We start from the raw sequence: 10,539 nt of genomic DNA, 5'->3' as shown, positions 1-10,539 counted from the left end.
GTCCGTGCCGGTCACGCCCCGTCGTTCAGCTACCGGGGCGTCGGTGACACGCCCCTGACGAAGGGCCACGGGTACGCCCCGAACAGGTCGGTGCACGCCGTGAGCAGACCCTGCCGGGCGTCGGCCACGCGCTGGTTGGCCGGCCCCTTGTCGACGGCAGGGTCGTCCGCCACCCACAGGTCGCCGGCTTCCTTGGCGGCTGGTCCCAGCTTCTTCCCGGCCTCGCGGACACCGGGGTCGGTCGACCCGATGGCGAGCATCGCGGTGCTCATGTCCTCGACGGGTGGGTTGTTCTTCTCGATGCTGAAGGCCACGCGACTGCACGCGGAGGCCGCGGACTTGTCCGAGGGCGCGGTGGAGCGGGGAGCGGGGTCGGGCGTATCGGCGGGCGAGCAGCCCGCCAGCAGGAGGGAGGCGACGACGAGGGTACGGATCACCGCGGGATCTTAGCGATCTTGCGGCAGCTGCCACGAGTGGATTCAGTCGTCGGCGACGGCCACCGGCTCGGTGCCGATGCAGCGGACCTTTAGCTCGTGCCGACCGGCCGAGCCCTCGAAGGTGACCTCGACGTCGTCGTCCGGACCCCGGTCCACCTCGTGCACCCGGTAGCCCTGCGCCGGCGCCCACGACACGAGGCGTACCCCATCGGGGCCGCACTCGGCCACGGCCGTGCCACCGTCGGTGGCGAAGCTGCGGCGGACCCCGGCGCTGGCGGACGGCGCGGGCGTCGTCGGCCCGCCCGCTGTCGCGCCGACGGTGCCACCCGGCGCGGGCTCGGGCGAGGCGAGCGCCCGCTCGATCTCCGCCTCGCTGCGCACCCCGCCCGGCGTACCGGTCAGGCTCTCACCCACCAGCCGGATCGCGCCCAACCCGATCAGGGTCGCCACGGCGACCGTGGCCACCCATCCGGCGGCGACGAGGACGGAACGACGGCTCATGCCACCGACTATCCCCGATCGGAGGTTGTCGTCGGCACATCCGGAGGCTAAGGCACGGTTAACGCGCGTCTCGCCGGCAGCGGCAGCGGCTAGCCTGCCTGCTGTGGCCCGCCTGCTGCTCATCGAGGACGACCTGACGATCCGTACGCCGCTGATCCGAGCATTGCGGGAACGCGGCCACGCGGTCGCCGCGGCCTCGACCGCGATGGCCGGGCTGCGCGACGTGCTGGAGGACCGACCGGACCTGGTCGTCCTCGACCTGGGCCTGCCCGACCTGGACGGACGCGAGCTGCTGCGGATGCTGCGCGCGGTCAGCTCGGTGCCGGTCATCGTCGCCACCGCCCGCGACGACGAGACCGAGATCGTCCGGGTCCTCGACGCGGGCGCCGACGACTACGTGGTCAAGCCGTTCACCGCCGCGCAGCTCGACGCCCGCGCCCGAGCGGTGCTGCGGCGGGGCCCGGCCAGCGCCGACGCGCGGGAGGTGTCCCTCGTGGTGGGCGGGCTGCGCGTCGACCCCCGGTCCCGGCAGGTCACCCTGGACGGCACGCTGGTGGAGCTGACGCCGCGCGAGTTCGACCTGCTGCACCACCTGGCCGGTCGGCCCGGCCAGGTGGTCACCAAACGCGAGCTGCTCACCGAGGTCTGGCAGATCCCGTACGGCGGCGCGGACAAGACGGTCGACGTGCACCTGTCCTGGCTGCGCCGCAAGCTGGGGGAGAGCGCCCAGCAGCCCCGCTACCTGCACACCGTGCGCGGCGTCGGGGTACGACTGGAGGCGCCGTGAGGGCACGGCTCGCGCTGCTGGTCGCGGCGGTCAGCGTGCTCACGCTCGTCGCCTTCCTGGTGCCGCTGGCGCTGCTGGTTCGCACCGTCGCCCAGGACCGGGCCACCGTGCGGGCCACCGCCGACGCGCAGAGCCTCGTGCCGGTGGTCGGCACCGCGGACGCGCCGACCATCCGGCTCACCGTCGAGCAGCTCGCCGCGGAGTCCGGTCGACAGGTGAGCGTCTTCCTGCCCGACGGCACGGTGCTCGGCGCCCAGGCGCCCCGTACGCCAGCGGTGGCCCTTGCGGCGCGTGGCCAGAGCCTCACCGGGGAGTCGGCGGCCGGCCGGGAGGTGGTCATCGCCGTGCAGGGCCGGGCGGACGGCACCGGCGTGATCCGGATCGTGGTGCCGCGGCAGGAGTTGACCGCCGGGGTGACCCGGGCCTGGCTGGTGCTGGCGCTGCTGGGTGTGGTGCTGGTGCTGATCGGGTTGGCGGTCGCCGACCGGCTGGCGCGCACGCTGGTGCGGCCGATCAGCGAACTCTCCGCGGTGTCGCACCGGCTGGCGAACGCCGAACTGGACGCCCGGGTCACGCCCGCCGGCCCGGCGGAGCTGCGCGAGGTGGCCGGTGCTCTCAACCACCTGGCCGGCCGGATCCAGGTTCTCCTGTTGCAGGAGCGCGAGCAGGTCGCCGACCTGTCGCACCGACTGCGGACGCCATTGACGGCGCTGCGGCTGGAGGCGGAGTCGCTGCGCGACCCGGACGACGCGGCCCGGATCGCCACCGCCGCCGACGGGCTCGAACGGGCGGTCACCGGTCTGATCCAGCAGGCCCGCTGGCGTCGCGCGCCGACGCCGGGGACGGCCGCGTCGGATGCCGCCGCGATCGTCGCGGACCGGGTGGCGTTCTGGTCGGTGCTGGCCGAGGACACCGGTCGGGCCGTGCACCTCGACCTGGCCCCCGGCCCGCTCACCGTCGGGGTGCCCGCCGACGACCTGACGGCCGCCGTGGACGCCCTGCTCGGCAACGTCTTCGCGCACACAGCCGACGGCACACCGTTCACCGTCCGGCTCGCGCGCGACGACGGGGAGGTGCTGCTCACCGTCGCCGACGAAGGACCGGGCATGCCGGCGGGGGCGGTCCGACGGGGTGCCAGCGCCGCCGGGTCGACCGGACTCGGCCTGGACATCGCCCGCCGCGCCGCGCAGGCCGGCGGCGGTCGGCTGGAGCTGCGGTCCGGTCCGCAGGGCGGGGCGCAGGTGCTGCTGCGGCTCGGTCCGTCGACGTCGCGGCGAGAGGCATAGCCGCTGCGGTGCCGGGTAGCTGCCACCCATGGCGCGGTATACGAAACCCGAGCTCAGAGAGCAGATCAAGGAAGAGATCAAGGCGTCCGACAAGGGCGGTCGGCCGGGTCAGTGGTCGGCACGCAAGTCACAGCTGGTCACCCAGGAGTACAAGAAGCGCGGCGGCGGTTTCCTGGGCGAAAAGGACGAGCGGCAGAAAGCGCTCCAGCGCTGGGGCAACGAGAAGTGGCAGACCAAAGAGGGCGACACCCGTGCGCGCAAGGACGGCACGACGAGCCGCTACCTGCCCAAGAAGGCCTGGGACGAGATGTCGGAGAGCCAGAAGCGCGCGACCGACACCAAGAAGCGGGAAGCCTCCCGAACCGGCAGGCAGTACGTCGCCAACACCGGGCCGGCCAAGAAGGCGCGTCGAGACGCCACCACCGCCGGCCGGATCTCGGAGATGTCAGTCGCCGAGGCCAGCAAGCTGGTCCGTGGCCTCGACACGCGGCAGCTCAGAACGGCCCTGCGCAACGAGCACGCCGGCAAGGACCGCAAGACGCTCGTCCAGCGGCTCGAAGCGGAACTCAACCGGCGCGGCTGACGGACTTAACCCGGCCTTAGCGTCCGGACAGCGCGCCGCTATCCCGATCCGACCGATCCTCGGAGTCGACAACCGAGGAGAGGTGGACACCACGATGAAGCTCACCAATCTGCTTCTGGCGACGGTCGGCGGCTCGGCGGTGCTGGCGGTGGCCGGGGTCGCGCTGGGCGTCGCCGCCGCGAACGACACGCGGCGCGGCGACACGGCGCTCGCCGCGGCGACCATCGCCCCGACGGGCACGGACGCGCCGGACGACAGCGCCACCACCGTCGCGCCGGGGGCGAGCGGCACGCCGTCGGCGGGGACCCCATCGGGTACGCCGTCGAGCGGCACGCCGTCCGCCGGCACCGCGCCGGCGGGCAGCGCGGTCGACGAGCAGCGCGCCGGTGAGATCGCGCTCGCCAGGGCCGGTGGCGGCCAGATCGTCGAGGTCGAGGCCGAGCAGGAGCACGGCCGGCCGGTGTGGAGCGTCGAGATCATCGCCGGCGACATCGAGCACGAGGTGGACGTCGACCGGGACAACGGCGCGGTGGTCAAGGCCGAGCACGAGCCGGTCGACGATGACGACAGCTCCGGCGACGACGACTGACGAAAGACCGGCGACCAGCGACGCCCCGACCGGATCCGTCACAGCGGTCGGGGCGTCGCCACGCGCCGGGCCGGCACCACGCCTGCCGGCGGATCATCTCTTCGGACGAGATCGCTCACCACGGGTCACCACGGGTGTTCCGGTACCGTTGCCAGACGGTGTGCGGGCCAGGTCGAGGTCCTGGTCGAGTGGCGGGGTGGGTGGTGGCGGTGGGTGCGGCTGGGTCGAGAGCTGAGCCGCTGACCCTGCACGCGGGCCTCTGACCGGCGGGCAGGGTCAGGCTCTGCCGCAGGTGGAGTTTCGGCCGGGACCCGACGACCGAGCCGACGACCTCGCCTTGACGGAACACCAGCAGCGTCGGCAGGGACATGACTGCGTAGCGCCGCGTGGCCTGCGGGTTGTCGTCGGAGTTGAGCTTGGCGATGGTCATGCGGTCGCCGAACTCCTGGGCCAGCTCGACGAGGCTCTTCTCGATCATCTTGCAGGGCGGGCACCACTCTGCCCAGAAGTCGACCACGACGGGCCGGTCGCTGGCCAACACCAGCTCGGCGAACGTGGCGTCGGTGACGGTGATCAGGGGGCGGACGGTCGTTTCCTGGGGCATGTTTCCTCCCGGTGCGCGATGGCGTGGGTGAGCTGGGTGCGCAACTGCTGACGGACCGCGGTGAGCCGGTCGAGGTAGTCGTCGACCTCGGCGAGCTTGCGCCGCAGCACCAGCACCGAATCCGGGCAGATATCGCCGGACGCGTTGCCCGCTCGCAGGCAGGCGACGAACGGACGGACGTCGTCGAGGCCGAAGCCGACGTCGAGCAGCGCCCGGATCTCCCGGACGACCCGCAGCTCCGCCTCGTCGTAGACGCGGTAGCCGTTGGCCGAGCGCTGCGGGCGTACCAACCCGTGGGCCTCGTAGTAGCGCAGCGTCCGGGTGCTCGTGCCGGCCCGTTCAGCCAGCTCGCCGATCAGCATCAGACCTCCTCGACCAGCCCGTCGTGACCAGGCTAAACCTTGTCGTCAGCGTCAAGGCAAGGTCGCTCCCGGGGACGGCTCAGGGCGCCGCGAGGCGGCGCCCTGAGCGTCGGTGCGTGCCGGAGGGGGTTCTAGCCGATGCGGAACTGCTCGCCGTAGACGGCGAACGTCAGCGGCGTGTTCAGGTTGACGTTGCCGTTGTTGAGGAACACCCGCTGGGCCGTGTCGACGCGGGACGTGTCCGAGTGGGCTTCTTCCTTGCGCATCTCGATGACCCGCTCGTCGAGGAACGCGTTGAGCCAGGTCCGCTCGTCGCCACCCTGGGCCGGCGGCTTGGCACGGGCGAGGGCGCGGCTGCGGATCTGGCGCATTCCCTCGTACCCGTGCATGACCGCCGCGTCGTAGTAGGCGAACTGGCCGAGTGCCCGTACCCCGTCGTTCTTGCCGTCGCGGACCGACGGGTTGAAGTAGACCCGGTCCCGCTCGGCCTCCTGCGCGGCCCGGAACACCGAGTCGTTGGCCGCGGTGCGCCAGTCGCGGGGGAAGTTGGGGTCGAGGCCGGCGTGCGAGGCGGTGCCGTTGACGGCGCGCAGCGCCGGCAGGTATCCGGCCAGCACGTTGCCGGGCTTGGTGTTCGTGTACGCCTGGACCAGTTCGAGCATGTCGCCGGTGCCGGAGCAGAAGCCGATGATGCCAGCGGTGTAGCCGCGACCGTCGCCGATGTCCTCGATGTAGGAGAACTGCGCCCGCCAGTCGAGCGAGGAGTTCTCCGCCGCCGACACGAGCTGCATGGCGACGTCCTTCTTCGCCGGGTCGTCCAGGTTGGTGCCGGCCGGGACGGTGGCGGTCGGCGTGGGGGTGGGGTTGCCGCCGCCGGGAAGGGTCCACTGCTGGTTGGTGGTGCCGCCGCAGGTCCAGATCTGCAACCGGGCGCCGTTGGCGGTGCTCCGGTCGGTCACGTCGAGGCACTTGCCCGAGGCGGTGTTGACCAGGGCGCCACCGCTGGCGGCGGTCCATTTCTGGGCGCCGGTGTTGTTGCAGTCGTACAGCTGGATCTTGGCGCCGTTGGTGGTCGACGCGGCGGTGACGTCGAGGCACTTGCCGAGCGCGCGGATCGAGCTGTCGGTGTTGCCGACCGTCCACGTCTGGGCCGCGCTGCCGTTGCAGTCGTAGAGCTGCACCGCCGTGCCGTTGGCCGGATTGGCACCGGCGACGTCGACGCACTTGCCACCGAGGCCGGTGATCGGGCCGGCGGTCGCGGCGCTGGCCGACGGGAGGCCGTAGCTGACCGCCGCGACGCCGATCAGCAGGGTGCCCACGACGTAGGCGGCTGTTCTCTTGCGCACCATGGTGTTCCTCGGGGAAGGGGCGGCGTGCCGCCGGCCGGTCGGTGCCCGGCGCGGCGATCGGCCCGGCGGGCACCGCGAGCTTCAGGAAACAGTATTAACAGATAGTGGTACGTCGATCAACTGCCACATCGGCGACGATCAGGATCAATCGAGGAAGGCGGTGGTGGCGCTGCGCAGCGCGGAGACGCACGCGACCACCGCGGGGTGGCCACCCGCGCCCCTGCGGTAGGCGACGCGCGTGCGGCGGCGCATGGCCAGCGGCAGGAGCTCAACCTGCGGGGAGGGCTGCGCGATGGCGAGCTGTGGAATGAGAGCGACGCCCTGACCGGCGGCGACGAGAGCGAGCATGGCGGTGAAATCGTCGGCGTGATGCCGCACCGCCGGAGTGAAGCCGGCCAGCTGGCAGGCGTGCAGGGCGACCGAGTGGCAGAGCGTGCCGGGACTGCCGAGGATCCACTGGGCGTCGCGAGCTGCGCTGATCGGCTCGGCGGCGGTGCTGTCGGCGGTGTTGCCGGGCACGGCGAGGAAGACGGTCTCCTCCAGCAGGGCGATCGAGTCCACCGTCGGGTCGGGTGGGGTCGGCGCGATGTCGTAGTCGTGCAGCAGGGCGACGTCGAGCCGTCGGCTCCGCAGGGCGGCCGGCATGTCGACCGGGTCCAGCTCGCTGATCATGAGGTCGAGCGCCGGATGGTCGCGGGCCAGGGTGGCCAGGGCTGCCGGCAGCAGGGTGCGTACGGCGCTGGGGAAGGCCCCGATGCGGACGCTCGCGCGCAGACCGGTTCGGGCGGCCGCCAGGGTGGCGTCGGCGGCTTCCAGCGCGGCGAGAACGACCTCGGTGTGCTGCACGAGCGCGGTGGCGGTCGACGTGAGGCTGACCCGGCGTCCGGTGCGCTCCAGCAACCGGGTGCCCGCCTCCCGTTGCAGGGCGGCCAGTTGCTGCGAGACGGCGGACGGCGTGTAGGCGTGCGCCTGGGCGACCGCGGCGATGGTGCCGAGGCGGGCCAGGTCCCGCAGCAGGACCAGGCGACGGACGTCAAGCATCAGCTCAGCTTACGGATAGGCGGAGCAATCGGAACTGGACCTTCCCGGTCGGTCAGCCGAGAGTGGAGGCATGACCCTGACCGGCCTGTACGTTCCGCTCATCACGCCGTTCGACCTCGCGGGGGACATCGCCGTCGACGCGCTGACGGCCCTCGCGAACGATGCCCTGGACGCCGGCGCGGCCGGTGTGGTCGCGCTCGGCACGACGGGGGAGCCGGCCGCCCTCAGCGACGACGAGCGCGGCACGGTGCTCGACGTCCTGTCCGCGGTCTGCCGTGCGCGCCGCTCGCACCTGCTCGTCGGCGCCAACAGCGTCGAGGCGTTGCGCGCCCTGGCCGACCGGCCCGAGGTGACAGCGGCGCTCTGCCTGGTGCCCCCGTTCCTGCGGCCGGGCGGCGCGGGAGTGCTCGCCCACTTCGCCCACCTCGCCCAGGCCAGCCCGGTGCCGCTGGTCGTCTACCACGTCCCGTACCGCACGGGGCAGCAGCTCGGCCCGGACGACCTTCGACAGCTCGCCGGCCTGCCCGGCGTCATCGGCATCAAGTACGCCACCGGGGGGATCGACGGGGACACCGTCGACTTCCTCGCCGACATCCGGCCCGGCTTCGCCGTACTCGGTGGGGAGGACCCGCTCATCTCGCCGCTGCTCGCCCTCGGCGCGCACGGCGCGATCGCGGCCTCGGCCCAGGTCGCCGCCGCGGACTTCGTCCAGCTGGTCGCGCACTGGCAGGCCGGGGACCTCGTGCGGGGGCGGGCGCTCGGCCATCGGCTCGCGGGCCTGTCCGCGGCGCTGTTCGCCGAGCCCAACCCGACAGTGATCAAGTCGGTGCTCCACGCGCGGGGTCGCATCCCGACGGCCGCCGTACGGCTGCCGCTGCTGCCCGCCGGTCCGGACGCCGCGCGGCGGGCGCTCCGGTCACCTCGACGCGCTCGTCAGCTCGTCCAGGCGCCGGAGCGCCCGCCGCGCCGCGTCCGCGTGGTCAGTGCTCCCGGTAGGTGGCCCGGTCGAAGTCGGCGTACACCCCGTCGCCGCCGAGATCCTGCACCCACAGGCCGACGAACGCCCCGGTGAAGCCCCACGCGGCCGGCTCCCCGTCGATGATCAGGGCGGCGTGCTCGTCGGACAGGATGGTCGCGTCCAAGTCGATCGGCAGCCGCTGCCAGCCCGCGCCGAGGTCGTAGTCGAAGCGCACCACGGGCCCGTCGAACACCGCCCGCAGACCGACCCGGTCGACACCGCTGGCATCGACGGTCAGCTCGGGGTACGGGGTGCGCCGCCCGTTGTCCGAGCTGAGCAGCTCCAGCACCGTACGCCCGTCGTCGGCCCGGGTCAGGTAGAGGTGATGCCAGTTGAGGGTGTTGTAGTACGCGGTGATCCCGGCGAGCTGACGGTGGTCGACCGGGTCGAACTCGACCACGGTCTCCAGCGAGCAGTGCGTCGCCCCGACCCGTCGCGCGACCAGGCTCGGCGCCTGTCGACCCACCGGCGACTGCCCACCGTGGACCCGCAGGTGCGAGGGGCGGGACCGCAGGTCGACCCAGTCCGCGGTGGCCGGCCGGCGCAGCGTCGACCAGCAGGAACCCAGCTCGGCGGCGTCGAAGTCGTCGGTGGCGGGCTCCTGGGGCCACGGATGCGGGGACAGGTCGGGAGCGGCGACCTCCTCGGCGGGCACCCCTCCGGGAATCCGGGGCCAACCGCCCGACGGCCACTCGACCCGCTGGATCGCCGTCTCCCGGCCCAGCACACAGTTGCCCAGCGGTGAGTAGGGACGGCCGACCAGGTGGGCCAGATACCACCCGCCGTCCGGGGTCTGGACCAGGCTGCCGTGACCGGCCTTCTGCAACCGCAGGTCCGGCCGACCGACGGAGGTGAGCAAGGGCCCCTCCGGGTCCACTTCGTACGGACCGAACAACTCCCGCGAGCGTGCCACGGTGACCTGGTGCTCCCAGCTCGTGCCGCCCTCGGCGGTGATCAACCAGTACCAGCCGTCGTGGCGGTACAGGTGCGGGCCCTCGGTGACCCCGACCGGCGTGCCGGTGAAGAGCATGCGGGGCCGGTCGACGAGACGACGCGCCGCTCGGTCGTACTGCTGGATCTCGATGCCACCGAAGCGGTCGCGGCCGGGTCGCCAGTCGGCGCTCATGCTCAGCAGCCAGCTGGTGCCGTCGTCGTCGTGGAACAGGGAGGCGTCGAAGCCGCGCCCGTGCAGTTTCACCGGATCCGACCAGGGGCCGGCGATGTCGGGCGCGGTGATCAGGAAGTTCTGCGGATCCCAGTAGCCGCTGGCGAAGCTGGCGACGTCGCTGTAGACGAGGTGGAACTCCCCATCCTGGTACGTCAGGTCGGGCGCCCACACACCGTTGGAGTCGCCGCAGCCACGAAGGTCGAGCAGGCGGCGGTCGGTGATGATCCCGCCCAACGGGCGCCAGTTGACGAGGTCGCGGGAGTGGTGCACGCGAACCCCCGGATACCACTCGAACGTCGAGGTGGCCAGGTAGAAGTCGTCGCCGACGCGCAGGATCGACGGATCCGGGTGGAACCCGGCGAGGACGGGGTTGCGGATCGACCAGGCAGCGGTCGCCACGTCAGCGGTGTCGGTCGACACGGGGGCTCCTCTGTGCGGCTATGAAACTTCCGGAAACTTGCGGGGACCAGATCACTGGAAGCCCCTCGTACGGTAGCCGGTCTTATCGCGATAGGACAGGGGTCTTGACCGCTGGGGGAACTGCTCGTAGCGTCCCGGCCATCGATCGGTAATACCGACGAAGCAATGAAAGTTCCGGAGATCCAGGTTCGAACCCTTGCCGGCTCGGCCGGCGTCCGAGCACCCCGTGAGTCCCCCGAAGGGATGGATCATGACAGCGCACCTTTCCCGCCGATCGCTGCTCGGCCTGGCCGGCGCCCGCGCCGGCGCCGAACGGCAGAGGGCCAGTTGTTGGGACGAGGAGTACAGCGACCCCCACGCCCCCCAAGCCAACAACAGGTGGCACAACCAGCAC

The 10,539-nt window shown here is 72.3% G+C and carries 11 protein-coding genes and 1 pseudogene; 5 read left to right on the top strand and 7 right to left on the bottom strand.

Features of this window, described 5'->3' with window-relative positions; translation table 11 throughout:
- Nucleotides 1–29: 29 nt before the first annotated feature.
- On the bottom strand, nt 30–437 hold the full coding sequence (locus tag AB0J68_RS17310) for a hypothetical protein (RefSeq protein WP_354855717.1): 408 nt from the start codon (nt 435–437) through the stop codon (nt 30–32).
- A 42-nt stretch (nt 438–479) separates the two neighbouring features.
- Nucleotides 480–938 carry a septum formation initiator gene (locus tag AB0J68_RS17305; RefSeq protein WP_355138570.1) on the bottom strand — a complete coding sequence of 153 codons (459 nt, stop codon included), beginning with the start codon at nt 936–938 and terminating at the stop codon, nt 480–482.
- A 103-nt stretch (nt 939–1,041) separates the two neighbouring features.
- Between AB0J68_RS17305 and AB0J68_RS17300 the strand changes: the two genes are divergently transcribed.
- The 4 genes from AB0J68_RS17300 to AB0J68_RS17285 all read left to right on the top strand — a co-directional run bounded on the left by AB0J68_RS17300 (nt 1,042) and on the right by AB0J68_RS17285 (nt 4,183).
- On the top strand, nt 1,042–1,725 hold the full coding sequence (locus AB0J68_RS17300; RefSeq protein WP_354855715.1) for a response regulator transcription factor: 684 nt from the start codon (nt 1,042–1,044) through the stop codon (nt 1,723–1,725).
- Nucleotides 1,722–3,011, top strand: a complete 1,290-nt coding sequence (locus tag AB0J68_RS17295; protein ID WP_363939340.1) for a HAMP domain-containing sensor histidine kinase — start codon at nt 1,722–1,724, stop codon at nt 3,009–3,011. Before AB0J68_RS17300 ends, AB0J68_RS17295 begins: the two co-directional genes overlap by 4 nt.
- A gap of 28 nt (nt 3,012–3,039) precedes the next feature.
- A complete protein-coding gene (locus tag AB0J68_RS17290) occupies nt 3,040–3,594 on the top strand; it encodes a DUF5872 domain-containing protein (protein ID WP_354855713.1) in 555 nt (184 codons plus the stop codon).
- Nucleotides 3,595–3,688: 94 nt separating this feature from the next.
- Nucleotides 3,689–4,183 (top strand): PepSY domain-containing protein, encoded by a 495-nt coding sequence (locus AB0J68_RS17285; RefSeq protein WP_363939338.1) that lies wholly within the window; start codon nt 3,689–3,691, stop codon nt 4,181–4,183.
- Between the two features lie 286 nt (nt 4,184–4,469).
- On the opposite strand, the pseudogene trxA reads toward AB0J68_RS17285, so the two are convergent.
- The 4 genes and pseudogenes from trxA to AB0J68_RS17265 form a co-directional block, all read right to left on the bottom strand.
- Nucleotides 4,470–4,787: pseudogene (trxA, locus tag AB0J68_RS17280) on the bottom strand (thioredoxin); the annotation flags it as partial.
- A complete protein-coding gene (locus AB0J68_RS17275) occupies nt 4,757–5,149 on the bottom strand; it encodes a MerR family transcriptional regulator (protein WP_363939336.1) in 393 nt (130 codons plus the stop codon). The gene AB0J68_RS17275 and the pseudogene trxA, both read right to left, overlap by 31 nt.
- Before the next feature lie 131 nt (nt 5,150–5,280).
- Nucleotides 5,281–6,498, bottom strand: a complete 1,218-nt coding sequence (locus AB0J68_RS17270) for a chitosanase (RefSeq protein ID WP_363939334.1) — start codon at nt 6,496–6,498, stop codon at nt 5,281–5,283.
- A 144-nt stretch (nt 6,499–6,642) separates the two neighbouring features.
- A complete protein-coding gene (locus AB0J68_RS17265; RefSeq protein ID WP_363939332.1) occupies nt 6,643–7,539 on the bottom strand; it encodes a LysR family transcriptional regulator in 897 nt (298 codons plus the stop codon).
- Nucleotides 7,540–7,609: 70 nt separating this feature from the next.
- On the opposite strand from AB0J68_RS17265, the gene AB0J68_RS17260 reads away from it, so the two are divergent.
- Nucleotides 7,610–8,611: a dihydrodipicolinate synthase family protein gene (locus tag AB0J68_RS17260; protein ID WP_363939330.1), complete on the top strand. Its 1,002-nt coding sequence runs from the start codon at nt 7,610–7,612 to the stop codon at nt 8,609–8,611.
- Here AB0J68_RS17260 and AB0J68_RS17255 read toward each other — a convergent pair.
- Nucleotides 8,520–10,145: a glycoside hydrolase family 43 protein gene (locus AB0J68_RS17255; RefSeq protein WP_354855705.1), complete on the bottom strand. Its 1,626-nt coding sequence runs from the start codon at nt 10,143–10,145 to the stop codon at nt 8,520–8,522. The two genes, AB0J68_RS17260 and AB0J68_RS17255, sit on opposite strands and share 92 nt — an antisense overlap.
- Nucleotides 10,146–10,539 lie beyond the last annotated feature (394 nt).

The organism is Micromonospora sp. NPDC049580, assembly GCF_040675595.1.
In the GTDB taxonomy this organism is placed as follows: Bacteria; Actinomycetota; Actinomycetes; order Mycobacteriales; family Micromonosporaceae; genus Micromonospora.
The sequence above is the reverse complement of the archived record's forward strand: the minus strand, read 5'-3'. Positions and strand labels throughout refer to the sequence as shown.